The organism is Rhodococcoides kyotonense, assembly GCF_900188125.1.
In the GTDB taxonomy this organism is placed as follows: Bacteria; Actinomycetota; Actinomycetes; order Mycobacteriales; family Mycobacteriaceae; genus Rhodococcoides; species Rhodococcoides kyotonense.
The window spans coordinates 269358-293471 of record NZ_FZOW01000002.1 but is presented as its reverse complement, the minus strand read 5'-3'; the positions used below and the strand labels follow the sequence as shown (position 1 = coordinate 293471).

The 24114-nt window shown below is 65.9% G+C and carries 25 protein-coding genes and 1 riboswitch; of the genes, 14 read left to right on the top strand and 11 right to left on the bottom strand.

Features of this window, described 5'->3' with window-relative positions:
- Positions 1 to 44 precede the first annotated feature (44 nt).
- Together CHB96_RS04205 and CHB96_RS04200 are read right to left on the bottom strand one after the other, a co-directional pair.
- Positions 45 to 491: an Rv0880 family HTH-type transcriptional regulator gene (locus CHB96_RS04205; protein ID WP_089243368.1), complete on the bottom strand. Its 447-nt coding sequence runs from the start codon at positions 489 to 491 to the stop codon at positions 45 to 47.
- 34 nt (positions 492 to 525) lie between these two features.
- Positions 526 to 1980, bottom strand: coding sequence for an NCS2 family permease (locus tag CHB96_RS04200; protein WP_089243366.1), 1455 nt, complete (start codon positions 1978 to 1980; stop codon positions 526 to 528).
- A 17-nt stretch (positions 1981 to 1997) separates the two neighbouring features.
- On the opposite strand from CHB96_RS04200, the gene CHB96_RS04195 reads away from it, so the two are divergent.
- Positions 1998 to 2252, top strand: a complete 255-nt coding sequence (locus CHB96_RS04195) for a DUF2530 domain-containing protein (protein ID WP_176444124.1) — start codon at positions 1998 to 2000, stop codon at positions 2250 to 2252.
- Positions 2253 to 2492: 240 nt separating this feature from the next.
- On the opposite strand, the gene CHB96_RS04190 is transcribed toward CHB96_RS04195, so the two are convergent.
- From CHB96_RS04190 to CHB96_RS04180, 3 genes are read right to left on the bottom strand one after another with little or no spacing between them, the layout of a single operon-like run.
- Positions 2493 to 3026, bottom strand: a complete 534-nt coding sequence (locus CHB96_RS04190; protein ID WP_089243364.1) for a phosphatase PAP2 family protein — start codon at positions 3024 to 3026, stop codon at positions 2493 to 2495.
- Positions 3016 to 5685 (bottom strand): ATP-binding protein, encoded by a 2670-nt coding sequence (locus CHB96_RS04185; RefSeq protein ID WP_245865219.1) that lies wholly within the window; start codon positions 5683 to 5685, stop codon positions 3016 to 3018. Before CHB96_RS04185 ends, CHB96_RS04190 begins: the two co-directional genes overlap by 11 nt.
- 35 nt (positions 5686 to 5720) lie before the next feature.
- Positions 5721 to 6536 carry a DUF3027 domain-containing protein gene (locus CHB96_RS04180; protein ID WP_089243362.1) on the bottom strand — a complete coding sequence of 272 codons (816 nt, stop codon included), beginning with the start codon at positions 6534 to 6536 and terminating at the stop codon, positions 5721 to 5723.
- Positions 6537 to 6577: 41 nt separating this feature from the next.
- Between CHB96_RS04180 and CHB96_RS04175 the strand changes: the two genes are divergently transcribed.
- From CHB96_RS04175 to CHB96_RS04165, 3 genes are read left to right on the top strand one after another with little or no spacing between them, the layout of a single operon-like run.
- The gene (locus CHB96_RS04175) at positions 6578 to 7381 is read left to right on the top strand and encodes a glutaminyl-peptide cyclotransferase (protein WP_089243360.1); all 804 of its coding nucleotides are present in this window, start codon (positions 6578 to 6580) and stop codon (positions 7379 to 7381) included.
- 44 nt (positions 7382 to 7425) lie between these two features.
- Complete coding sequence (locus CHB96_RS04170; RefSeq protein ID WP_176444123.1) at positions 7426 to 9009, top strand: MFS transporter; 1584 nt, start codon at positions 7426 to 7428, stop codon at positions 9007 to 9009.
- Positions 9010 to 9531: a DUF2771 domain-containing protein gene (locus CHB96_RS04165; RefSeq protein ID WP_089243358.1), complete on the top strand. Its 522-nt coding sequence runs from the start codon at positions 9010 to 9012 to the stop codon at positions 9529 to 9531.
- Here the strand turns inward: CHB96_RS04165 and CHB96_RS04160 are convergent.
- Positions 9528 to 9941, bottom strand: a complete 414-nt coding sequence (locus CHB96_RS04160) for a cold-shock protein (RefSeq protein WP_176444154.1) — start codon at positions 9939 to 9941, stop codon at positions 9528 to 9530. The two genes, CHB96_RS04165 and CHB96_RS04160, sit on opposite strands and share 4 nt — an antisense overlap.
- 168 nt (positions 9942 to 10109) lie before the next feature.
- Here CHB96_RS04160 and CHB96_RS04155 point away from each other — a divergent pair, with 168 nt between their 5' ends.
- From CHB96_RS04155 to CHB96_RS04140, 3 genes are all read left to right on the top strand, one after another.
- Positions 10110 to 10328, top strand: coding sequence for a hypothetical protein (locus CHB96_RS04155; protein ID WP_089243354.1), 219 nt, complete (start codon positions 10110 to 10112; stop codon positions 10326 to 10328).
- Positions 10329 to 10340: 12 nt separating this feature from the next.
- Positions 10341 to 10712, top strand: coding sequence for a YccF domain-containing protein (locus CHB96_RS04150; protein ID WP_089243352.1), 372 nt, complete (start codon positions 10341 to 10343; stop codon positions 10710 to 10712).
- A gap of 279 nt (positions 10713 to 10991) precedes the next feature.
- Positions 10992 to 11179: riboswitch (cyclic di-AMP (ydaO/yuaA leader) on the top strand.
- A gap of 8 nt (positions 11180 to 11187) precedes the next feature.
- Positions 11188 to 11802: a transglycosylase family protein gene (locus CHB96_RS04140; RefSeq protein WP_089243350.1), complete on the top strand. Its 615-nt coding sequence runs from the start codon at positions 11188 to 11190 to the stop codon at positions 11800 to 11802.
- Positions 11803 to 11875: 73 nt separating this feature from the next.
- Here CHB96_RS04140 and CHB96_RS04135 read toward each other — a convergent pair whose 3' ends face one another.
- The gene (locus CHB96_RS04135) at positions 11876 to 12064 is read right to left on the bottom strand and encodes a hypothetical protein (RefSeq protein ID WP_089243348.1); all 189 of its coding nucleotides are present in this window, start codon (positions 12062 to 12064) and stop codon (positions 11876 to 11878) included.
- Positions 12065 to 12125: 61 nt separating this feature from the next.
- Between CHB96_RS04135 and CHB96_RS04130 the strand changes: the two genes are divergently transcribed.
- From CHB96_RS04130 to CHB96_RS04120, 3 genes are all read left to right on the top strand, one after another.
- Positions 12126 to 14396: a helicase-associated domain-containing protein gene (locus CHB96_RS04130; RefSeq protein ID WP_089243346.1), complete on the top strand. Its 2271-nt coding sequence runs from the start codon at positions 12126 to 12128 to the stop codon at positions 14394 to 14396.
- A gap of 136 nt (positions 14397 to 14532) precedes the next feature.
- Complete coding sequence (locus tag CHB96_RS04125) at positions 14533 to 16188, top strand: DNA repair helicase XPB (protein ID WP_089243344.1); 1656 nt, start codon at positions 14533 to 14535, stop codon at positions 16186 to 16188.
- A 23-nt stretch (positions 16189 to 16211) separates the two neighbouring features.
- Complete coding sequence (locus CHB96_RS04120; RefSeq protein ID WP_245865217.1) at positions 16212 to 16868, top strand: DUF3239 domain-containing protein; 657 nt, start codon at positions 16212 to 16214, stop codon at positions 16866 to 16868.
- Positions 16869 to 16873: 5 nt separating this feature from the next.
- Here the strand turns inward: CHB96_RS04120 and CHB96_RS04115 are convergent, their stop codons facing one another.
- Complete coding sequence (locus tag CHB96_RS04115) at positions 16874 to 17860, bottom strand: LLM class F420-dependent oxidoreductase (protein WP_089243340.1); 987 nt, start codon at positions 17858 to 17860, stop codon at positions 16874 to 16876.
- Between the two features lie 44 nt (positions 17861 to 17904).
- Here CHB96_RS04115 and CHB96_RS04110 point away from each other — a divergent pair, with 44 nt between their 5' ends.
- On the top strand, positions 17905 to 18852 hold the full coding sequence (locus tag CHB96_RS04110) for a sigma-70 family RNA polymerase sigma factor (protein WP_089243339.1): 948 nt from the start codon (positions 17905 to 17907) through the stop codon (positions 18850 to 18852).
- Here CHB96_RS04110 and CHB96_RS04105 read toward each other — a convergent pair.
- Positions 18779 to 19366, bottom strand: coding sequence for a carboxymuconolactone decarboxylase family protein (locus CHB96_RS04105; RefSeq protein ID WP_089243337.1), 588 nt, complete (start codon positions 19364 to 19366; stop codon positions 18779 to 18781). The two genes, CHB96_RS04110 and CHB96_RS04105, sit on opposite strands and share 74 nt — an antisense overlap.
- 157 nt (positions 19367 to 19523) lie before the next feature.
- Here CHB96_RS04105 and CHB96_RS04100 point away from each other — a divergent pair, with 157 nt between their 5' ends.
- Together CHB96_RS04100 and CHB96_RS04095 are read left to right on the top strand one after the other, a co-directional pair.
- A complete protein-coding gene (locus CHB96_RS04100) occupies positions 19524 to 20693 on the top strand; it encodes a pyridoxal phosphate-dependent aminotransferase (RefSeq protein WP_089243335.1) in 1170 nt (389 codons plus the stop codon).
- 4 nt (positions 20694 to 20697) lie between these two features.
- Positions 20698 to 21714 carry an AraC family transcriptional regulator gene (locus CHB96_RS04095; RefSeq protein WP_089243333.1) on the top strand — a complete coding sequence of 339 codons (1017 nt, stop codon included), beginning with the start codon at positions 20698 to 20700 and terminating at the stop codon, positions 21712 to 21714.
- Here CHB96_RS04095 and CHB96_RS04090 read toward each other — a convergent pair.
- On the bottom strand, positions 21711 to 22136 hold the full coding sequence (locus CHB96_RS04090) for a VOC family protein (protein WP_089243331.1): 426 nt from the start codon (positions 22134 to 22136) through the stop codon (positions 21711 to 21713). The two genes, CHB96_RS04095 and CHB96_RS04090, sit on opposite strands and share 4 nt — an antisense overlap.
- Positions 22137 to 22218: 82 nt before the next feature.
- On the opposite strand from CHB96_RS04090, the gene CHB96_RS04085 reads away from it, so the two are divergent.
- Complete coding sequence (locus CHB96_RS04085) at positions 22219 to 22842, top strand: alpha-ketoglutarate-dependent dioxygenase AlkB (protein ID WP_089243329.1); 624 nt, start codon at positions 22219 to 22221, stop codon at positions 22840 to 22842.
- On the opposite strand, the gene CHB96_RS04080 is transcribed toward CHB96_RS04085, so the two are convergent.
- Positions 22839 to 23921: a 3-deoxy-7-phosphoheptulonate synthase gene (locus tag CHB96_RS04080; protein WP_089243327.1), complete on the bottom strand. Its 1083-nt coding sequence runs from the start codon at positions 23919 to 23921 to the stop codon at positions 22839 to 22841. The two genes, CHB96_RS04085 and CHB96_RS04080, sit on opposite strands and share 4 nt — an antisense overlap.
- Between the last annotated feature and the right edge of the window lie 193 nt (positions 23922 to 24114).

Sequence of the window (24114 nt, the reverse complement as noted above, 5' to 3'; positions counted from 1 at the left end):
ACGGAGCAGTAGGCACTCTTTACATACTAACCCTGGGTAACGATCTACTCCGAGTCGCTCACCAGAGCACCGATGATGTCGACGGCATCTCGCAGGACGGCCAACTGTGCACCGTCCAACCCCTCCAACTGAGCCGTCATCCACGCTTCACGCGCGCTGGCCTCGTCTGCGATCAGCTCCTTGCCCGCAGACGACAACGAGACGATCACCTGACGGCCGTCGGTGGGGTGCGGAGTGCGCACGACCAATCCGAGCTCGGCCAACGACGCGATGACGCGCGTCATCGAGGGCGGCTGAACCTTCTCGCGCAAGGCGAGTGCCCCTGGCGTCATGTCCCCTTCTCGGCTCAAAGTCGCAAGAGCCGACAGCTGAGTCAACGACACCTGCGAATCGACTCGGCGCCCCCTGAGATGGCGAGTCAATCGCACTACGGCGAGCGAGAGATCGCTCGCCAATTCACGGTTGTCCTTAACGCTGTATCCCGACGTCACAGCGGAGAGATTACGCCTAGAGACGCCTGAAGGCTCACGTAACCGCGTCAGTGATGGGTCCGACGACGAAATATGCAACGAACAGCGCAGCGACGACCCAGAGCAAGGGATGTACCGATTTCGCTTTCCGGGCACCTACCGCGAGTACGACCCAGGTGATGAAACCGACTCCGATCCCGTTGGCGATGGAGTACGTGAACGGCATGACGACAATGGTCAGGAACGCAGGAAGCGCGATCTCGAACTTCGTGAAATCGATGTCGCGGACCTGCCCGATCATCAAGGCACCGACGACGACCAGGGCCGGAGCTGCGGCCTCGATCGGCACGATCGCGGTGAGAGGCGTCAGGAACATCGCGGCGAGGAACAGCACGCCGGTGACGACGTTCGCGAGTCCGGTTCGCGCGCCTTCGGCGATGCCCGACGCCGATTCCACGAACACCGTGTTCGACGACGCCGATGCGGCGCCGCCTGCGATCGCGCCGGTGCCCTCGACGACGAGAGCCTTCCCGATGCCGGGCAGCGTGCCCTTCGAGTCGACGAGGTTGCCTTCCTTGCCGAGTCCGGTCATCGTGCCCATCGCGTCGAAGAAGTTGGCGAGCACGAGCGTGAAGACGAGGAGGCTGGCCGCGAGCACACCGATGCGAGTGAAGGCACCGAACAGATTCACATCACCCACGAGCGACAGATCGGGAATCTGGAAGAGGTTGTCCGGCAGGATCGGCACGCTCAGGTTCCACCCCTTGGGGTCGACGCCCTGAGACGGTCCGACATCGGTGAGCGCTTCGATGATCGCCGCGACGCCGGTGGTGACGACGATGCCGATCAGCAAGCCGCCGCGCACCTTTCGCACGACCAGGACGCCCATCAGCAGCACACCGAACACGAACACGGCCGTCGGCCACGACGCGATGGACCCGTCGATGCCGAGCGCGACGGGAACCGTCGTGCCTGCGACGTCGGGGATGCGGCGGACGAAACCGGAGTCGACGAGACCGATGAAGGCGATGAACGCACCGATGCCTGCTGCGATCGCGGCCTTCAATTCCGCTGGGATGGCGTTGAACACGGCGGTACGGAAGCCGGTGACCGCGAGCAACACGATGATGATGCCGTCGATGACGACGAGTCCCATTGCCTCCGGCCAGGTCACCTGCGGCGCGATCGTGACGGCGAGCAGAGTGTTGATGCCGAGACCCGCGGCGATGCCGAACGGATAGTTGGCGACGATGCCGAACAGGATGCTCATGAACCCGGCGACGAGAGCCGTCACCGCGGCCACCTGAGAGACCGGGAGAATGTTGCCGAGTACGTCCGTCTTGGCCGCCGCGTCATCGGGCGAGAAGCTGCCCAGGATCAGCGGATTGAGGACGACGATGTAGGCCATCGCGACGAATGTGACGAGACCGCCACGTACTTCGGCGCCGACGGTGGACCCGCGTTCGGTGATCTTGAAGTAGTTGTCCAGCAGCCGGGACGAGAAAGCCATGGGGGTAACCTACATTCGTGGACAGGCAGAACGTGAACAGGGAGACGGTGCTCAGTCCGCGCCTGACGGATCCGGCGCCGGTACTCGCTGTCGGAATCCTCGCATGGATCGTCGCCACCGTCGTAGTCGTCCTGAGCGGCGATCGCTGGGCATTCGCAACGACGACCTGTTGGACCGGAATCGTCGTCGGCGTCCTCGGTTTCACGGTGTTCCTGGTCCAGCGTGCGGCAGCGCGACGCGGCAGCAAGACCGCACAACGTGGCCTGTCCTAGTAACGGCGGTCATACCGACGCGCTGACGTGCGGAAATTCACCTGGCATCGAGGTTGAGTAACACAGATTTAACGTGGAGTATCGGTTATGTCAGTTCATTAGCAACATCGATTCCCGAAAGCAAGGCCATGAAGCTCGTTTCGCAGTTCCGTACCCGCCGCAACCACGTTCGTTCGCTCCGCGCTCTCTACGCCCGCGCGCACGCCGTTTCCAGCCCATCGATGCGCGACGAGTTGCTCGTCATCGCTCAGCGAAGCGACTTCGCGCGCTAACAGCCACCGCGGCTGCACCCCAGATCACCCCGAACAACCAGCCTGCCAACACGTCCGTCGTCCAGTGCGCACCGAGATAGATGCGCGAGAAGCCGATCAGCAACGACGCGACGGCAGGTAGGGCAAGTACCACCGGATTCCGAAGCCACGACACGGTCGACCGCCACATCAGCGCGGTCACCGTCGTGGCCAGGATCGCCGACATCATCGCGTGCCCCGACGGGAACGAATGCGACGTGATCTCGACCAACCGGTCGGGAATCAGCGGACGATCCCTCGAGAAGTACAGCTTGAGCAGATTCATCAGGGCATAGCCGGTCAGCATCGACACGGCGACCATCACTGCATCGGTCCGTCGACCTTTCAGCGCAAGTGCAACCGTCGTGATCGTCGCGAGTACGGACATCGCGAACGTGTTGCCGATAGTCGTGATCACCCAGAACACGTCGGTCAACCACGGCACCCGGTGCTCGACCATCCAGCGAAGGACTTCACTGTCCACGCGGTCTCCCCCAACTCTCGTCGTGGTGAGTGATGCCGTCGTCCGTCACCCACGACGCCACTCGACGCTCCCCCTCGACGGCACCCGTCAGTCGAACCACCAATTCCCGATGTACGACGACCCGGCCCACCGGTAGCTCGGACTCCGACGCCGCGAAGGCGAGTACCGCACCGGCTTCCCGGTCCCACGAGCTGACTCGGCCGACACCGACGACCTCACCGTGAATCGACTCCGACGCGGTGCGCACGTCGAGGATCGACGCCAGTGTCGACGCCGTCGCCATCGAGGACACCACGGCAACCTCCGCGGGCACGACGCCCACGAGCCACGGGCGATCGACGACGACCGCATCAGCGGGATCGATCAGCGCACCCGACACGGCCCGTACCTCGTCCGGAACATCGAGATCGTCGAGTTCGACGGCACCCGACGCCACCGCGTCGGCGACGAGCCGATGCGTCCGCGCGATCACGGCAGGACTCGGAGTGCGCGCCGGGTCGGCCAGTCGTTCCAGAAGCAGCCCGGCGAACTCGGCGCTGTCGCACACCGACGGTGCCAACGCCGCACCGATCGCATCCGCGACAGGATGATCGAGTGGATCGAGCAGACCCGCGAAGGTGACGTCGGATGGCGCTCGGTAGCTCCCCAGTCGGTGACCGTTCACGACGGCATGCCTGCGCAGCCACCACGCCGTATACCCGTCGCGGTCGTCGAGCGCGGCGAGAGTCGTGCGATCGCCGGCCAATTCCGACAGTGCCTCCGCCCAGCGGCGCTCGTCGACCAGATCCAGATCGCGGACGGCCACGAGAGTCTCCGGATCTTCCCGCAGCGACGCCCACCACGCGTCCTCGTCGGCGAGGTCGTGATCCGGTCCGGTCGGCAGTTCCTCGGTGACGACGCCGAATCCCCAGCCGACACCGACTGCACGCAGGGCCTCGGCACCGAACTGTTCGACGACCGAGCCCGCGACGACACCGAACGGCGAGTCCTCGGACAACAGGTTCACCAGTGGCGCATCGGGAAGCACCAGCTCGTCGGCGGCACGCAGATCACCCGAAAGATCCTCCAGCGGTAGCGAACCCAGCCACGACGGCAGATCCCGCAGGCCGCTCGCCAGCGACAACACGGTGTCGGCGAGTTCGCGTACGGCATCGTCGTCGTCCCAGTCGAGCTCGTCGAGCACGACCTGCAGCGCCGGATCGGACACGAGCTCGGCCGGCGTCGCCTCCGTCGCACCCAGGCGAATCAGCAACGGAGAGAACGCATCCGGGTGAACCAACCGTGCCCAGTGCACTCCCTCGACGCCCTGTGCCCCGACCGCGACGACCGTCGTGCGCGGGCCTGTCACCGTTCGCCCGTCCGACAACGGAACAGGAAGGGCCGCAAGCTCTTCCGCAGCAACCCCGTCGGTCACGAGCGGGGCCGACGCGTCGTACAGCCGGCGCCACCAGGACGGCTCGTGCGACGTGCCGGAGAGCATGTCGGCCAACCTCGCCAACCCGATGCGATGAACGTTCACTGCTGCGAGCGCCGGACCGTGCCGCGGCCCAGACACCGACGGCGCCGCGAGATCGGGCATCACAGGAGCGAGCACGGCAGCGAGTTCGTCGGTCAGACCCGGCAACACGATCGCGCGCGACGGGACCAAATCCGTGCCGTCCGCACCGGGAAGCCATGGCGTCGAGGCGGATTCGCGCACGATCTGCTCGCGCAGGATGCCGTCGACCTCACTGCGCGCGAACCCGGGTTCGGGAACGAACAGCGGACGCGACGCCGGCGGAAGTGCGGCGAGAACACGGCCGTAGCCGTCCGCGATGCGCTCGACGGGTGCGCCCGGCAGGATTCGCCGCCGGTCCGGTTGCATCGGCACGTCGGCGATCACGATGGCAGGCAACGACAATTCCTCGTCGGACCGCGTCGGCGCCCGCAGGACGTCCTTCGCAACCGGGACCGGAACACCGTCGATCATCGGTGCAAGCCACCGAGCCCGCTCGGTGCGGAACTGCCACCAGGAAAGATCCCCGATGGATACTTCCTCGGCACCGCCGTCGACAATTCTCGTGCTGCGGAGGAAGCGCTCACCGCCGATCTCGATCGACTCCAGCGCGTCGAGTTCCAGAAGGAGGTCGACGGCCTCGGCCCTGAAGGACTCGAGCGCGACGTCCGCGTCGCGCAGGACGATCTCCGACGAGAAGCCCTCTGCCGGTGCGATATTCGTCGGCCACGCCAACCGCAGGACCGGCACTCCCGCGTCCGGGACGCTCGCCCCGGCATCGGCGAGAACCCGCGCCGTCCGGTCGGCGCTGAACACGATTCCACCTGCAGCGGAACGGAACTCGATCTCGCCGGACACCGAACGTACGGCGGTGAATCCGACGCCGAAGCGACCGACACCCGACGTCTTCGCCGACGCACGCAGCGCCGTCAGCGCATGCACACCACCCACGTCGAGAGCGGCTCCCGTGTTGGCCACGTGCAGGGCGTCGCCATCCATCCACACCCGCAGATGCCCTGGGACACCCGCCCGCGATGCTGCATCGGCGGCGTTCTGCGCCAACTCCGTCAGCAGTCGGTCACGGTAACCGGAGCGAACCAGATCGGCCTCGGTCGACGCGTCCTCCCGAAGCCGGGTGGGCGACGACGTCCACGCCGACACCACCCCGGCACGAAGCGCCTCGGTGTCGAAAGGATCGCTCAGTCCGTCGATTGCGGCTCCTGCGGAATGACGTCCAACACGGCGTCGTCGAACGGTTCGAACTGCGGAGATCCTGCACCGGTTCGCAACTCGGTGTCCGAGTGTGCGCCACAACCGTATTCGGCGTGCACGACGCGTCCGTCGGCGGCGAACTCGTTGCCGCACACACCGAACGCGGCCGACAACGATCCGGCGATCGGCAGGTAGAACCCACACAGCCCACACGTCGACGGCGCGGCCTTCGCCATCTCGCTGTCCGGGCCGAATTCGCCGTCGTGCCAACGCTCGGCCGCGTCGAGGCGTCCTTCGCGGCTGGGGACCTGCGTCCGGCCGAGGCCAAGTTCGTACGCGACGTCGTCGACCTCCGGGTCGCCCGTCGCGACATACCCCGGTACGAGCCGAGGGTCCTGCTGACGGGGAGGCAGAAGGTCACCGGGTCCGAGATCGCCGGGACGGATGCGCTCGTCCCACGGCAGCCACTCGGGTGCAACGAGAGCGTCGGGTCCTGGCAGCAGCACGAGCTCGCTGATGGTTGCCGTGTCGGCATCTTCGGGCGCCGCGACGACGACAGCCCACTGCCATCCCCGGTAACCGGGCAGGTCGCTGACGAAGCGATGGGTTGCGGCGCTGTGGTCCTCGGCCGTGACGCCGAGGTACTCGCCGACGCCGCCTTCCCCCAGATCGACGATCGCCTGCCGCGCCGATTCCGCGGCGTCGGCGAGCACGGGACGAATCCGATCGTTCTCCGTCTGGACGCGCTGAGGCTGTTCGAGCTCTGGTGACGATGCGAAACTCACATATCCATAGTGCCGCATGTCGTCGAAAGCGCCCAGTTCGGGCCTGCCATGATGATCCGATGACCGTCCCTCTCCGCACAGCGCCCTGCGCGGTAGTCGTGGCGGCACTGTTGGTCGGCTGCTCCACCGAACCGACCGAGCCCGAGCCGACCACCGTCACATCGTCGACCGTGCGGGTGGTGGCGACGACGCCGCACGACGTGTCCGCATTCACCCAGGGCCTCGAGATCTCGGGCAACGAGCTCTACGAGGGCACCGGCCGCACCGGGTCGTCGTACGTGCGGGTGACGTCGCTCGACACGGGTGAGGAGCTGCGACGCGTCGACCTGTCGTCCGAGTATTTCGGTGAGGGCCTGACGGTCTCCGGCGACACCGTCTGGCAGATCACGTGGCGCGACGGTGTCGCATTCGACCGCGATCCGGCCACGCTGCGCGAACGACGACAGGTGAACTACGACGGCGAAGGCTGGGGACTGTGCGACGACGGCGATCGCCTCGTCATGAGCGACGGGTCGTCGACGCTGACGCTCCGTGACCCCGAGACGTTCGACGAGACCGGCTCGGTTGCGGTGACCATGGACGGTGAGCAGCTCGGCAACCTCAACGAACTCGAATGCGCCGACGACGGTTCCGTCTACGCCAACATCTGGCAAAGCTTCGACATCGCCCGGATCGACCCCGACACCGGCGTCGTCACCGAGATGATCGATGCGTCGCCGCTGTGGAATTCGATGACCGCGGACGAACGCGCGGGCGCCGACGTCCTCAACGGAATCGCGCAGATACCGGGCACCGACCGATTCCTCGTCACGGGAAAGCTGTGGCCGACGATGTTCGAGGTGCAGTTCACACCCCAGCCGTGAGTCGGTGTCATCGCGGCTCCGAGTTTTAGGACAGAATTGATCTCGTGACCGATCCCCGACACTCCGATACCCCTCCGGGTGAGGATCACCCGGGATTCGACAACTACCGCCCTGCGCCTCGTCAGGCCAGCAGGCGGACTCCGTTGCCCCCGCTGCATCCCCCGACGCCGCCTCCAGGAAAAGGCAGCGGGCCGAAGCCGCCGCCGATGCCACGCAAGCTGACGGTCACCCGCGTCGCCGCGATGCGCAGTCGCGAGCTGACAGGCAAAGGCATCGGCGCGTTCCAGCGTGCCGCCAAGGCCGACGGTGCCGACAAGTCCGGTCTGACAGCACTGACGTACGCGACTATGGCGAACTTCGCGTCGGACGCGGCACTCGCCGTCGCACTGGCGAACACGCTGTTCTTCTCGGCGGCCACCGGCGAGGACAAGACGAAGGTCGCGCTGTACCTGCTCATCACGATCGCGCCGTTCGCCGTCATCGCACCGCTGATCGGGCCGATGCTGGACCGTCTCCAACATGGTCGACGCATCGCGCTTGCCACGTCGTTCGTGCTGCGTACGACGCTGGCGATCGTTCTCGTGTTCAACTTCGACAGTTGGGTGCTGTATCCCGCAGCGCTCGGCATGCTCGTGCTCAGCAAGTCGTTCGCCGTGCTCAAGAGCGCGGTGACACCGAGGGTGCTGCCGCCGGAGATAGACCTCGTCCGCGTCAACTCACGGCTCACGGTGTTCGGGCTGCTCGGCGGCACGATCGTCGCAGGCGGTATCGCGGCCGCGATCGCGTGGTTGGCCGGGTCGTCGGGAGCGCTGTGGTTCGTCGCTGCCGTGACGGTGTTCGGCGCGTACCTGAGCATGCGCATCCCGTCGTGGGTCGAGGTCACCGAAGGCGAAGTGCCCGCGACGCTCAGCTATCACGGCGACGACGCCGCCACCGAGGTCATCCGACGCGAGAAGCAGGCAGTCGCGCCGCCGAAGAACCGTCGTCAGCCCTTGGGCAAGGCCGTCATCGTCGGGCTGTGGGGCAACGGGACGATCCGCATCCTCACCGGGTTCCTGACGCTGTACGTCGCATTCGTCGCCAAATCGGAGACCGAACACGAGCCCATCAAGCAGGCCGCGATGCTCGGACTCGTCGGAGCGGGCGCCGCGATCGGCAACTTCGCGGGCAACGCCGCCGGTGCGCGCATCAAGCTCGGCAGGCCGGCGATCGTCGTACTGCGCTGCACTGCGGCGGTGACAATCTTCGCGATCATCGCCGCCATCACCGACAGCCTGCTCACGGCCGCACTGGCCGCGCTCGTCGCGTCGTGTGCAAGTGCACTGGCGAAGGTCTCTCTCGACGCTTCCCTGCAGTCCGACCTGCCGCCCGAGTCCATCGCGTCGGGATTCGGGCGTTCGGAGACCGTTCTGCAGCTGTGCTGGGTCCTCGGCGGAACACTCGGAGTGCTGCTGCCGACCGAGTACTGGCTGGGTTTCACCGTCGTGTCGGCGTTGCTTACGATCGGTCTCGTGCAGACCTTCCTCACCTACCGAGGGAAGTCGCTGCTGCCCGGCCTCGGCGGAAACCGACCCGAGCACGCCGAGCAGACCTTTCCCGACGCCGCCACCCGACAGAACGTGAGCTAAGTGAACCTCGCACCGAAAACCAAGAAGATCCTGGCAATCGGGGCGGTGGGAGCCGTCGTCGTGGTCGTCGCGTTCGTGGCCGTACTCGCTCTTCTCATCCGAGACGCACCATCGCACCGACCGACCATCACCGCGTTCGCCGACGGCCGGACCATCGACGTCCAGCCGTACCTCTACTGCCCGGTCGATCAGCCGCTGTGCGGCAGCGACGGCGAGAGCGTCACGCTTCCGGTGCGCGAAGGTCGACCGCTACAGCTGTCGCTGCCGAACGAGATCTCGTCGGCGCCGTGGATCCTCGCGGCCGTGTACTCCGACGAGTCCGGCGCCGACGCTGTCGAGTCAGACACGTTCTACCTGCCCGACACCACTCCGTCGGTGACGGTGCCGCCGGTCGACGACCAGGGGCGCGCGCTGCTGGGCGTCGAGGTCCGACTGCCCTCGGGTGTCATCGACACCGACACCCAGCAGGAAGAGATCATCAGCCACGCGATCTGGTCGATCGCGACGACGCAGCCGAGCTAGCTGTCGAGCTCCCGGGCCACCGCGCGTACGACTTCCGACATCTTGTGCGCGGTCTTGCGGTCCGGGTACTTGCCCTTGCGCAGATCCGGCTGAATGGTCGCCTCCAGCAGCGTGATCATGTCCTCGACCATGCCGTGCAGCTGATCAGGAGTGTGCTTGCGCTCGACCGGTTCGCGGCGATTGCCGGTGTTCTGACGCACGGACGGGGCAGGCTCGAGCACCTTCAGCGTGAGCGCCTGCGGGCCGCGTCGACCGGCAGCCATGCCGAACTCGACCTTCTGACCGGCCTTGAGGCCCTCGACACCAGGAGGCAGCGCAGACGAACGAACGTAGACGTCCTCGCCGTCTTCCTGCGAGAGAAAGCCGAAACCCTTGTCGACGTCGTACCACTTCACCTTGCCGGTCGGCACTGCGCTCACCCGTCCATTCGCTCGAAGTCCTTCAACACAGCTTTCGCGCCCCACAGAGAACGTAGGACGCGAATACTGCAGTCTACAGCGGTGGGGATGCAGGGGGCACCTGGGTTTTCGCGGGCCGGGAGTCGAGCCTGCAGCAGCGACACCCATATTGTTGAGTGCGTGCCCGAGCCAACTCGTTCTCACAGCAACACGCTGCTTCGCGTCGCGCTGACGATCTTCGCCGTCGGATTGCTCGCGATCGTGGCGATCTTCGCCGTCCCGGCGATCACCCACGAACAACCGCCGCTGTGGCTTTATCTGACTGCAATGCTGGCGTCGCCCCTCGGCTTCGTTCTGGCGATAGTCTTTGCCCTGATGTCCGGTAGACGTGCGAGGTAGAGGGGCCGACAAGTGCGAGTGATCCTGAACATCATCTGGCTGATCTTCGGCGGCTTCTGGCTCGCGCTCGGATACTTCGCGGCGGGCATCGTCTGCTGCATCCTCATCGTCACCATCCCGTTCGGCATCGCGTCGTTCCGCATCGGCGTGTACGCGCTGTGGCCGTTCGGCAAGACCGTCGTCGAGAAGCCGACATCGGGAGTGGCGTCGGTGATCGGCAACGTGATCTGGGTGATCGTCGCCGGCATCTGGCTCGCGATCGGTCACATCGTCACGGCCGTTGCGATGGCCATCACCATCATCGGCATTCCCCTTGCCATCGCGAACCTGAAGATGATCCCGATCTCGCTGATGCCGCTCGGCAAGGACATCGTCGACGCCTGATCACTCCAGCCCCTCCCGCCCCATTCCGGATTGGTGTGACTTCAATCACATAACAGCGGGGTAACGGAAGGGCAACGGGCGGGCGTCGTCGATGCCTCAGCGCCGCTAGCTGCAGATTCGCCGAACCACCCCTCGAGGGTGCAGTGCGACGTCCCCGACACCCCACAGAACCGACAGTTACCAAATGGTGACACTCCGCCGGAAGTTCAGTACGGTCGTCAGCGGCTGAGAAACTTCAGCCGAAACCGATCCCGCAGCGCCAAACCTCGTCCCGCGGACATCGGACCCTCGACGAACACCCAGGGGACGAGGACGGGGGACCCACACGTCCTCTCGGATAACCGGAAAGCACTGTCTCGGCAGCGTTTTCCTTGGGGTGAAGCCTTTTTTCTCGAGGAGGAAAAGGCCGGGCTACCTCTCAGCCCGAACCCGACAGCTGACCTCGCAGGCGCCAGTGGAGAGGATTTCAACTCGTATGAGCGGACGTCATCGCAAGCCGACCACCACCAGCCGCACCGTAGCCAAGGTCGCCGTCACCGGCGCAATCATGGGCACCGCGGGCATCGCCTTCACCGGCACCGCCAATGCAGCACCTGATTCCGACTGGGACCGTCTCGCTCAGTGCGAAGCAGGCGGCAACTGGGGCATCAACACCGGCAACGGTTTCCAGGGTGGCCTGCAGTTCTCCCCGAGCACCTGGACCTCGCACGGCGGCGGACAGTACGCAGCTACCGCGAACCAGGCCAGCCGCGAAGAGCAGATCGCCGTCGCCGAGAAGGTTCTCGCGTCGCAGGGTTGGGGCGCATGGCCCTCCTGCTCGTCGAGCCTCGGCCTGAGCAGCGCGCCCACCGAGCGCAGCGTTCCGGCATCGCCGCAGTCCGCTCCCGAAGCACCCAAGCTCCCCGACCTGACGTCCATCCCGACTGTCGACGGCACCGCCGAGGTCATCGACGGCATCACCACTGCCGTGCAGACCATCACGAACGACCCGCAGATCACGTCGTTCATCCAGGACGCCACCAAGGGCATCCAGCTGGATCCGCAGCTCGTCGAGTTCTACCAGGCGAACAAGGCATTCCTGCCTCAGTAAGCCCCATACATACGAGAAAGGCCCCCGAGATTCTCTCGGGGGCCTTTCTCGTGTTGCTGTCCGTCGACCAGCGTTACCGGTTGACGACGGTCACCGGATGCGCGTACGGCAGCTGGTCCACCGGCAACGGGAACTCCGTCTCCTCACCGAACGGGGACAGGCCTCCCGAACGAGAGGACGAGAGCTCGGTCACCGCGTGGTCACCACGAGCGGTTTCGGGCCAGCCTGGATCGACATAGGGCTTCTTCGACTTGTTCACCATGTGCCCATTTTGACACCTGCGCTGCGGCGTACACCAGCCCAGGTCACTAATCTGTTAAGCAATGACCGATACAGCAGTGCCTCCGGACCTTGCGGCGTGGCTGAAATCTCGTACCGACACCGAGCTCGTCACTACCTTGACGCTGCGGCCGGACCTGACCGTACCGCCGCCCGGGACCGTCGGCGTGCTCGCCGGACGGGCCGAGCAGCGAGCCTCCATCCTGCGTGCCGCCGACACTCTGGACACCCTCGGATTGACCATCCTCGAGATGCTCGCGATCGAGGGCGCACACGAGATGCCGGTCACGCGAGCACAGCTGGATGCGATCATCGCCAAGCGCGCGACCGCGAAGGCCGTCGACCGCGCCCTCACGGCACTGCGTGAACGCGCTCTGATCTGGGGTACGACGTCGCTGCGCATGGTTCCCGCCGCCAAGGACGCCGTCCCATGGCGAATCGGCCGCATCCTCGACGCCACCGAACATCTCACCGCCGAGCAGATCACGCAGGCCCTCGCCGGTCTCGACGACAGCGAACGGGGCCTGCTCGAGACACTGGCCCGGTCGTCGCCCACCGGCCGCACCCGGGACGCTGCACCCGACACACCACCGGACAGGCCCGTCCAGAAGCTCCTTCGCGCCGGTCTGCTCATCTGGCTCGACGAACAGACCGTCGAACTCCCCCATCAGGTCGGCCAGGCATTGCGAGGCGAGCCGATCACCGACCCGACCTCCTTGGCACCGCCCAAGCCTGCCGGCACCAAGCTCACGGCGGCCGACGTCAACGCGGCCGCGGCAGGCGAGGCACTCGAGCTGATCAGGCACTGCGCGGCGATCGTCGAAGCGCTGTCGGACACGCCCGCTCCCGCGCTCAAGGCCGGTGGACTCGGCGTGCGCGAGATCAAACGCATCGCGAAGGTCACCGGCCTCGACGACGCCCGCGTCGGATTGCTCGTCGAACTCCTCGCGGCCGCGTCGCTCATCTCCAGTGGCACCCCGGACCCGCTGCCCAGGAACGACTCCGGCGAGGACTACTGGGCGCCGACCTCGGCCGCCGACTCGTGGACGACGGCAACGACTGCGGCCAGGTGGCACACGATCGCGTCGGCGTGGCTCGAGCTGCAGCGGGCGCCGTGGCTGATCGGGATGCGCGACCCGAACGACAAGCCCGTCGCCGCCCTGTCCGAAGAAGTGCGCTCGCCTGCCGCACCGCGCGACCGGCGGACGATCCTCGAGTACCTCGCCGACCTCGGCACGGGCACCTCGGCGGGAGAGATCGACGTCTCGCGAGGCCTCGCGTGGCGTCGACCACGCTCGGCGGCTCGGTTCTCACCGCGTCCGGTCTCGCGCATGCTCGCCGAGGCGACGGCGCTCAGCATCGTCGCGCGCGGCGCACTGTCCACACCGGGTAAGGCTCTGCTGCACGGCGGCGACGCCGAGGCCGAGATGCGCGACGCACTGCCCGCGCCGATCGACTACATCCTCCTTCAGGCCGATCTCACGCTCGTCGCGCCCGGGCCGCTCGAACCGGACCTGTCGGACCGGATCGACCTCGTCGCCGACGTCGAATCCGCCGGTGCCGCGACGATGTACCGCATCACCGACGCCAGCCTGCGTCGCGCTCTGGACGTCGGTATGTCCGCAGCCGAACTGCACTCCCTGTTCGAGGTGCACTCCCGCACTCCCGTACCGCAGGGCCTCACCTATCTGATCGACGACGTGGCACGCAGGCACGGCAGGCTGCGCGCGGGTGTCGCGTCGTCGTTCGTGCGATGCGAGGACCCGGCGTTGCTGGCCGAGGTGCTGAAGTCGCCCGCGGCCGAGCAGCTGGCTCTGCGCGCACTTGCTCCGACGGTCGCCATCTCGCAGGCACCGCTGGCGGAGGTCATGTCGTTGCTGTCGTCGGCCGGGTTCGCGCCGGCGGGCGAGGACTCCAGCGGCGCGATCGTCGACCTGCGATCGCATGGTGCCCGGGTACCTGCCCGACGTCAGCGACCGACCTACCGCAACCAAGCAGTCCCGACCGAGGAGCAGCTCGGCAAGCTGGTCACCGAACTGCGCGCAGGCGATCGCGCGGCCTCCGCAGGAGGGAAGACCGTCCGCTCGGATGGCACCCGCGCTACCGGCTCGGCGACGATGGCGCTGCTGCAGACGGCGGTCAAGGTGCGTCGCAGCGTGTCCATCGGGTACGTCGATGCCCAAGGTGTGGCGTCGCAACGCGTCGTGGATCCGGTCAGTGTCGGAGGGGGTCAGCTCGACGCGTTCGATCCGGCGACAGGAGTGGTCCGGCGGTTCACGCTGCACCGCATCACGTCGGTGGCGTTGGTCGAGTAGGGGGCCTTCGGCCCATGTGCGTAGAAATACATAGAGGGCTATGTATTTCTACGCACATGCGCCGGAGGCGCCGGATGTGGACAATGGAGAAGTTGCGCTCTTTCATGCGCGACACGTAGTTCTCTAGGAGGAACCGGTGACCGACGGACCCTTGATCGTCCAGTCCGACAAGACGCTGTTGCTCGAGATCGATCACCCGCAGGCCGGCGAAGCTCGCGGCGCCATCGCCCCGTTCGCGGAGCTCGAGCGCGCGCCCGAGCACGTCCACACCTACCGCATCACCCCGCTCGCGCTGTGGAACGCCCGAGCCGCGGGCCACGACGCCGAGCAGGTCGTCGACGCGCTCGTGAACTTCTCGCGCTACGCGGTTCCGCAGCCGTTGCTGGTCGACATCGTCGACACGATGGCTCGGTACGGGCGCCTGCAGTTGGTGAAGAGCCCGATCCACGGACTGTCGCTGATCAGCCTCGACCGGGCCGTGCTCACCGAGGTCATGCGACACAAGAAGATCGCACCGATGCTCGGGGCCAAGGTCGACGAGGACACCGTCATCGTCCACCCCAGCGAGCGCGGGCACCTCAAGCAGATGCTGCTGAAGATCGGCTGGCCGGCCGAGGACCTCGCCGGGTACGTCGACGGTGAAGCACACCCCATCGACCTCGACCAGGAAGGCGGCCACTGGTCGCTGCGCGACTACCAGGAGATGGCAGCCGACTCCTTCTGGGCGGGCGGCAGTGGCGTCGTCGTGCTCCCCTGCGGTGCAGGCAAGACGATGGTCGGCGCGGCAGCGATGGCCAAGGCCAAGGCGACGACGCTCATCCTCGTCACCAACACCGTCGCGGGCAGGCAGTGGAAGCGTGAGCTGATCGCGCGTACGTCGTTGACCGAGGAAGAGATCGGCGAGTACTCCGGCGAGCGCAAGGAGATCCGGCCGGTCACGATCGCCACGTACCAGGTGATCACGCGTCGGACGAAGGGTGAGTACAAGCACCTCGAGCTGTTCGACTCCCGTGACTGGGGCTTGGTCATCTACGACGAGGTCCATCTCCTTCCCGCGCCGGTGTTCCGCATGACGGCCGATCTGCAGTCGCGTCGGCGCCTCGGCCTGACCGCGACGCTGGTCCGTGAGGACGGCCGCGAAGGCGACGTCTTCTCCCTCATCGGGCCCAAGCGATACGACGCACCGTGGAAGGACATCGAGGCACAGGGCTGGATCGCACCGGCCGAGTGCATCGAGGTCCGCGTGACACTGACCGACGCCGAACGCATGTCGTACGCCGTCGCCGAACCTGAAGAGCGCTACAAGCTGTGCTCGACGGCGCATACCAAGATCGCCGTCGTGAAATCGATCCTGGACAAGCACAAGGACGCTCCGACGTTGGTGATCGGCGCCTACCTCGACCAGCTCGACGAACTCGGCCAGGCGCTCGACGCGCCGGTGATCCAAGGATCGACGAGAAACAAGGAACGAGAACTGCTGTTCGACGCGTTCCGACGGGGTGAGATCCAGACGTTGGTGGTCAGCAAGGTCGCCAACTTCTCCATCGACCTTCCGGAAGCGTCTGTGGCAGTACAGGTTTCGGGAACGTTCGGGTCACGCCAGGAGGAAGCGCAGCGCCTGGGACGCCTGTTGCGTCCGAAACACGATGGTGGACAAGCGCATTTCTACTCCGTCGTCTCGCGCGACACCCTGGACGCGGAATACGCGGCACACCGTCAGCGCTTCCTGGCCGAGCAGGGGTACGCGTACCGCATCACCGACGCGGACGACATGCTCGGTCCCGCAATCTGACACCGCGTGCTAATAATGGGCGTGTGCGCCAATTCCAGTTTCCGGTCGATGTAGCCCACGCCCATTCGGTGAACGAGACGATGGCCGACGTGCGCAGGCTTCGCGTGTCGGCCATCGTGACGGCTGTGGTGTTGATCGCCGCCGGGATCTGGTTCTTCTGGCTGGCGCATCCGTGGTCGTACATTCTCGGAGCGGTGTTCTTGATCACCGCGGCGACATCGCTGTGGGTGACGGTGTGGGCTCCGCGCAAGGTCGGCACCGTCGAGGATCTGTATGCCAAGGGCGGACTGGTGCCTGCGGTGATCTCCGAGAAGCGAGCGCGTGGAGTGACGTTGTTGGCACTGATCGACATCGCCAAGCCCGGTTCCGAGACGAAGCATTACGCGCTGGTCACCCGCAGCATCCGCTCACTGCCCGGTCACGAATTGGTGGAAGGCGAGCTCGTGCCGTCGATCTCCGTTCTCGCCGACCGAAACAAGAACACGATCGGCGACACGTGGCAGATGGTGTCCCCGATGCCGATCGCGTGGGGCACGAAGGACAAGTCGATCATCGACCGAGCCACGTCCGAGATCACCGAGGCGGAGTGGGCGCTGCTCGTCGCGAACATCGGCCTGTCCCCCAAGGTTCGTGAGGCCGACAACCAGCAGTTGCTCATCGACCCTCACGACCTCGAGTAGAGCTGTTACGACAGAGCCGGGATGACCTCGCGCTCGAACAGTTCGATTCCGGAGCGGTCGTAGGCCGCCTCCGGGAAGTAGAAGATGCCGTAGCCGAGGCCCTTGGCCTTCAGTGCCGACAGGTTTTCGACGATCTGCTCCGGAGTTCCGACGCCGGGCAATCCGCGGAACGCGTTCAACGCCGCGTCGGCCTTCTCGGCGCCGACGTACTTCGTCAGACGGTCCTGCAGCTGGTTCAGCCGATCCTGCACCTCGGCTTCGGTGGAACCGATCGCGACGTTGTAGTTCGACGACCGAACGATGGCGTCGAAATCACGCCCGACGGCGGCACAGTGCTGCTTCAGCAGTTCCGACTTGCGTGCGAACCCGTCGGGGGTGCCGTCGAAGTTGGTGTAGTCGGCGTACTTGGCCGCGATCTTCAGCGTCACCTTCTCACCGCCGCCGGCGATCCACAGCGGAATTCCGCCGTCCTGCAACGGTTTCGGCCACACGCGTGCGCCGTCGACCTGGTAGTACTTGCCGTCGAACGTGGCCGAGCCGGTCTCCCACGCCTGCTTGAAGATCTGCACACCCTCGTCGAGCGCGCGGAGGCGGTCGCCTGCCGCAGGGAATCCGTAGCCGTAGGCACGCCACTCGTGCTCGTACCACCCCGCACCGATGCCCATCTCGACGCGACCCGCGGAGATCAGGTCGACCGTCGCTGCCACCTTCGCGAGGTACGCGGGGTTGCGGTAGGCCATCGCGGTGCACATCTGACCGAGTCGGATGCGCGACGTCGACGCCGCGAACGCCGACATCAACGTCCAGGCCTCGTGCGTCGCCTCCTCCGTCGGTTCCGGAACGGTGTGGAAATGGTCGTAGACCCACAGTGATTCCCACGGGCCGGAGTCGGCGGCGGTCGCGAGATTCCGCATCACGTCCCACTGTGCGGAGGGGTCGATACCGACCAGATCGAGTCGCCAGCCTTGAGGAATGAACAGTCCGAATCGCATGGCGCGAATCCTACCGACCAAGTAGACAATCTATTCTGGTGGCCATGAGCACGAGCACGCTCGCCGACCGGTTCCAGTCCCACCGCGGCCATCTTCTGGCCGTCGGATATCGAGTCACGGGAAGCGTCGCGGACGCCGAGGATGCGGTCCAGGAAAGTTGGCTGCGTCTGTCGGCGGCCGACGCGTCGGCGATCGAGGATCTGCGTGGTTGGCTCACGACGGTCGTGGCGCGCCTCTGCCTGGACCGCCTCAAGTCGGCGACGGTGCGGCGCGAAACCTATGTGGGACAGTGGCTTCCGGAGCCGATCGTGTCACCGCTCCACACCCCGGCGTCGGATCCGTTGGACGTCGTGGTCGCCGACGAGGACACGCGGCTCGCGGCCCTCGTCGTTCTCGACACCCTCTCCCCCGCACAGCGCGTCGCATTCGTTCTGCACGACGGTTTCGCCGTCCCGTTCGCCGAGATCGCCGACGTTCTCGACGTGAGTACCGCCGCAGCACGGCAATTGGCGTCACGCGCGAGGAAGCAGGTCGACGGGGCGCCGTCCGCGGTGTCGGACGCCGAACACGACGCCGCCGTCACCCTGCTCATGACGGCAATGGCGAGCGGTGACCTCGACCGCGTCGTCGCCGCGCTGCATCCCGAATGCCGAACGATCGGCGACAGCGGTGGTACGACGCGTACCGCGGTGCAAATCGTGCACGGCCCGCGAAACTGTGCCCGCTTCTACCTGGGGTTGGTGGCCAAGTACGGCCCCGAGACGTTGACGGCGATGGTCCCCGCGTCCGTCAACGGGCAGTTGGGCTACTTCTCCCACGGTATCGAAGGCGAGGGCGGATTCCCGTCCCGAGCAGGTGGTTTCACCGTCCGCGACGGCCTGGTCTGGGCGTCGTACGACTTCGCGAACCCGGCGAAGCTCAGGGGTGTGACGGCACCGAATCGGCCCACGGAACCCGACACGTCTCCCCCGAACCGAAACCCTGCTCGGTGATCCCGAGCGAGGAGTTGATGCGCGCTCTCATGTTCTCGAGGCCGATCTGATAGGTCAGCTCGACGACACCTGCTCGCCCGAACCGACGTTCGAGATCCGCGACCTGCTCGTCGGTCACGGACACCGGCGTCGACGTCATCGCGTCCGAATACGCGATCGCCGCTCGCTCGTCGTCGGAGTACTTCGGCGAGGTCGCGTACTCGTCGATGTCTCGAAGTCGATCGACGTCGAGACCGTCGAGACGCTGGATCATCGTCCCGAAGTCGACGCACCACGAGCATCCGAGTGTCCACGCTGCTCGATAGACGGCGAGCTCTCGGACACTCACGGGAAGCCTGGTCGACGCCTTGTCGGCCGCGAGTTCGCTGACGCTGGAGGCGAAGAACAGCTTGGGATGATGCGCGAAGACAGCGAACGGTTCCGGGACCTCACCGAACATTCGCGCCGCTGCCTTGTACGCCAGCCGCACCGGTAGGGACGCGTTCTCCGGGGTGACGGGTGGGATTCTCGTCATGACTACTTCTCCTCGATAGTGATGGCACCTACCAATCGGACGAGTCGGGCGCCCGAAATGTGACCCGACCCTGATAGGGCCGGGAGTGGAGCCTGCAGGAACGACCCGGATAGGCTGGGAGTGGAGCCTGCAGGAACGACCCGGTTAGGCTGCAGGAATGTCCGTCGCGCATCAGAGCCGAACCGTGGAGCGCCTCCGCCCCTTCGGATCCACGATCTTCGCCGAGATGACGGCGCTGGCGCTCGAGAAGAACGCCGTCAACCTCGGCCAGGGCTTTCCCGACACCGACGGACCGGCATCCATGCTCGAGGCCGCCCAACATGCGATCGCCGACGGCCTGAATCAGTACTCGCCCGGTCCGGGCCTTCCGGTTCTGCGTGACGCTGTGGCCGCGGACAGGAAGCGGCGCTACGGCATCGACTACGACCCCGCGAGCCAGGTGCTCGTGACGGTCGGCGCGACGGAAGCGATCGCGGCGACCATTCTGGGTTTGGTGGAACCGGGCGAAGAGGTACTGCTCATCGAGCCGTACTACGACTCGTACGCCGCTGCCGTCGCGCTCGCAGGCGCACGCCGAAAGACCGTTTCCCTCGTAGCCGACGGCACCGGTTTCGCACTCGACCCGGACGCCCTCGAACGAGCCATCGGCCCCGACACGAAGCTCTTGATCGTCAATACCCCTCACAATCCCACCGGGACCGTACTGAGCCGCGGCGAGCTGGTACGCATCGCCGAGATCGCGTGTGCGCACGACCTTCTCGTCATGACGGACGAGGTCTACGAACGCCTGACCTTCGACACTCCGCATACCTCGCTCGCCACGCTTCCCGGCATGTTCGAGCGCACTGTGACGGTCTCGAGTGCCGCCAAGACGTTCAACGCAACCGGATGGAAGACGGGCTGGGCGCTCGGCCCTCGTGACCTCATCGACGCAGTGCGCGCGGCCAAACAGTTCCTGACGTTCGTCGGGGGCACACCGTTTCAGCCCGCCGTGGCGCACGCACTGACTCACGAATCCGACTGGGTCGAGAATCTGAGGGTCGGCCTGCAGTCGAAGCGAGACCTGCTGTCCTCGGCCTTGACCAAAGCCGGTCTCGACGTGAAGTCCAGCAGCGGAACATATTTCGTGTGCGCCGACATCGCTGGAATCGGCGAGACCGATGCGCTCGAGTTCTGCCGAAGCCTGCCCGACCGCATCGGTGTCGCAGCTGTACCGGTCACCGCGTTCGTCGACCATCCCGAACCGTGGAAGACGTTGGTACGCTTCGCGTTCTGCAAGAAGGACGAGGTCCTCGCCGAGGCAGCCGACAGACTTCTCGCCCTGTGACCCGATGAGCGCCCGCACGATTCCGGCCGGGTTCGTCGCCAAGGCTGTCTCCCTCGCCGAAAGTGGCGGCGTCGACCTGTCGTATCCGCTGTCGATCGCAGGAATCGGGCACGACATTCTCGACGATGCGCACGGACGCCTGACAGCGGAACAGGTCACGGTGTTCACGCAGGCGGCGTGGCAGATCACCGACGACGAGCTGTTCGGCCTGGCCTCGACACCCATGCGCCGCGGCAGTTTTCGCGTCATCTGCCTGACTCTCATCCATTGCCCCGATCTGTCCACAGCTCTGGTGCGCATGGCCGAGACGACGCGTGTCGTCTCGGGGATGCCGCCGATGTTGATCACGCGCGGCGACATCTCGACCCGCCTGACCATCCCGCCTGCCGACAACAGCCACCTGCCCGAGGCCGCACGGGAGACGGCCGGGCAGTTGCTCACCGACTTCCGCATGGTGCTCGTCCATCGATTCGCCGCATGGCTGATCGGTGGGCGTGTGAAACTGCATTCGGTGGAGTTGCCGTACGAGATGACCGATCCGGCGACAGGCAAGTTGTACGACCGGATGTTCGGTGCCCGCGTGACGTTCGGAGCGCAGGCGGCGGCCCTGGAATTCGACAACTCCGCGATGCGAGCGCCCATCGTCCAGACCGAGGACACGTTGGCGGACTACCTACGCGAGTCGCCGAACCTGCTGTTCACTGCCCGGGATTACGACAGCACCGCGTCGTCGCAGGTCCGCAGGGCCTTGGAGCTCGGCCTGCAGAGCCAGGCGCCGGGCACGGACGACATCGCCCGCATGTTGTCCGTCAGCACCGCGCATCTACGACGCCTCCTGCGCCAGGAGGGAACGTCCGTCAACCAGATCCGCGAGGAAGTTCTTCGCGACGCAGCCGTGTCGGGTCTCAGCCGCGGCGACTCCGTCGACGACATCTCCAGCAAACTCGGGTTCTCCGAACCGTCGGCGTTTCGTCGGGCCTTCAAACGGTGGACCGGCCAGACTCCAGGGTCGTTTCGCTAGGTCAGACAGAACTCGTTGCCCTCGGGATCGGTCATCGTGATCCAGGTGTACGGGCCCTGCGAATCTCGATACAGAATGGTCGCCCCCTTCTCGACCAGAGTCTGGGCGACCGTCTCACGCTCGTCGCCCACTTGGATGTCGAGGTGCTGACGATTCTTGGCGGTCTTGGGCTCAGGAACGGATTGGAACAGCAACCGCGGACCGCTCGGATTGGCCGGGTTCGCGATGGCGGCGCCGACCTTCCACACCAGATTCCCCTCGAACACCGTGGTGTCCTCCTCCTGTGCGTGGCCTTGCTCGACCATGCTGCGGATGAAGTCTCCGTCCGAGGGTTCGACCTGCCACCCCATCGCCTCGGCCCACCATTTGGCCTGCTCGTGAGGCTTTTCGCAATCGATCGTGACCTGTACGTCGTATGCCATGGAAGACACCATAAGCCGCCGCACCGACAGATGTTCGGATTTTCGCTGGAACATATGTTCGAATCGAGCTAGGCTAGCCGACATGAGCGTGGAACTACAGGGTTCGCTGTTCACCGATGCCGCCGAGGATTTCGGGCCGCTCGGGTCGTCGGTGACGCGGCGGACACTGACCCGTGGCGCCTGGGTCGACGTCCGACCGGGATGGGCCGGTTCGGTCGACTTGTTCGATCGATTGGTCGACGGGGTCGACTGGCGAGCCGAGCGACGCCAGATGTACGACCGAGTGGTCGACGTTCCCCGGCTCGTACGGTTCTACTCCGAATCCGAACCATGGCCCGAACCGGCGATGTCCGAGGCCAAGAGCGCATTGGACACGCACTACCGCAGCGAACTGGGCGAACCGTTCGCGACCGCCGGATTGTGTTACTACAGAGACGGATCCGACAGCGTCGCCTGGCACGGCGACAACATCGGCCGCAGCGCGGTCGAGGACACGATGGTCGCCATCCTCTCCCTCGGCGCGACGCGACAGTTGATGCTCAGGCCACGCGGGGGCGGCGCGTCGCTCAAATTCACTCTCGGACACGGCGATCTGATCGTCATGGGTGGATCGTGCCAGCGCACGTGGGAACATGCGGTGCCCAAGAGCACCCGCGCGACCGGGCCACGCGTCAGCGTGCAGTTCCGGCCGCGCGGCGTTCGTTAACCGCGCCTACGTGTCACGGCGTCGGCGAGTGCGTCCAATTGTGTTGCGGTGGTGTCCCAGTCGAGGCAGGCATCGGTGATGGACTGCCCGTAGGTCAGATCCTCCTTGTGGCCCAGGGTCAAATCCTGACGTCCTGCCACGAGGAAGCTTTCGAGCATGACGCCGCTGATGCCGTGCTCACCCTCGCCGACGCGTCGGGCAACGTCGGTGACGACGTCGACCTGCTTGTTGTGGTCCTTGCGGCTGTTGCCGTGGCTGGCGTCGATGACGACACGCTCGGGCAGGTTCGACTTCCGCAGGCGTGCAACGGTGTCGGCGACGGACTCCGCGTCGTAGTTGGGTCCGTCGGTGCCGCCGCGGAGAATGACGTGGCAGTCCGGGTTGCCGGTCGTGCGGATCAACGCAGCCTGGCCGTCGAGATCGGTGCCGGGGAACACGTGGCTCGACGCGGCCGCGCGGGTCCCGTCGACCGCGACCTGGATGTCGCCCTCGGTCGAGTTCTTGATGCCGACCGGCATCGACAGCGCGCTGCAGAGCTGACGGTGCACCTGACTTGCGGCGGTGCGCGCGCCGATGGCGCCGTAGCTGACCAGGTCCGCGATGTACTGCGGGGTGATCGGATCGAGGAATTCGCATCCGACCGGCAGACCGAGTGCGGAGATGTCGACCAGCAGCTGGCGTCCCACACGCAGGCCTTCGTTGATGTCGAACGAGCCGTCGAGGTGCGGGTCGTTGATCAGGCCCTTCCAGCCGAGCGTCGTACGCGGCTTCTCGAAGTAGACGCGCATGACGATGTGCAGTCGATCGCCCAGCTCGGAGGCCTTCTCGGCGAGCTTGCGCGCGTACTCCATCGCGGCGGTCGTGTCGTGCACCGAGCACGGTCCGACGACGACGATCAGCCGATCGTCACGCCCGTCGAGGATGTCGACGACACCGTCGCGTCCGCGGCGAACGGTCGCCGACACTGCGTCGTCGGCTGCATGTTCGCGGCGCAGCAACGACGGCGCAACCAGAGGGCTGATGCTGATGGTGCGCTGATCGTCCAGATCCGTACTGGCAGGGGTGATGTCGATAGTCATGAGAACACTTTCTGTTTCTCAGACCGACTCTCGGAGAGCTCCACTCACACGTCGAGCCGGTCTGCATCCGGCTCGTGGGGTGGGGTCTCAGCGCATGGCGTCGCTGGCTGACCCACCCGGGGCCGGCCTGCTAAACCAAAAATACGTGCGCTGCATGAGCAAGACCGTAGCACGGTGTTCGCGAGTGCCGTGC